Genomic DNA, 619 nt, shown 5'->3' on the forward strand with positions numbered 1-619 from the left:
TCGGTTAACCTCGCTACAAAATATAAGTCGCTGACCCATTATACAAAAGGTACGCAGTCACCCAACAAGTGGGCTCCTACTGCTTGTACGTACACGGTTTCAGGTTCTATTTCACTCCCCTCACAGGGGTTCTTTTCGCCTTTCCCTCACGGTACTGGTTCACTATCGGTCAGTTGGGAGTATTTAGCCTTAGATGATGGTCCACCTATATTCAGTCAAAGTTTCACGTGCTCCGACCTACTCGATTTCACTTAAAAGGGATTTTCATGTACGGGACTATCACCCTGTATCGTGGCACTTTCCAGAGCCTTCCATTAACACCAATTAAGCTTAAGGGCTGTTCCGATTTCGCTCGCCGCTACTTTCGGAATCTCGGTTGATTTCTTTTCCTACGGGTACTTAGATGTTTCAGTTCTCCGCGTTCGCTTCGTTAACCTATGTATTCAGTTAACGATACCTGCAAGCAGGTGGGTTTCCCCATTCGGAAATCCTAGTCTCAAGTGCTTTTTACTAGCTTGACTAGGCTTATCGCAAGTTAATACGTCCTTCATCGCCTCCAACTGCCAAGGCATCCACCGTGTACGCTTAGTCACTTAACCATACAACCCAAACGGGTCTT

At 46.4% G+C, this 619-nt stretch carries 1 rRNA gene; it reads right to left on the minus strand.

What is annotated here, in order from left to right:
• A 23S ribosomal RNA gene (locus H5183_RS21475) occupies positions 1-599 on the minus strand; the annotation flags it as partial.
• Positions 600-619: the final 20 nt, after the last annotated feature.

The organism is Pseudoalteromonas sp. SR44-8 (assembly GCF_014163635.1).
Classification (GTDB): Bacteria; Pseudomonadota; Gammaproteobacteria; order Enterobacterales; family Alteromonadaceae; genus Pseudoalteromonas; species Pseudoalteromonas rhizosphaerae.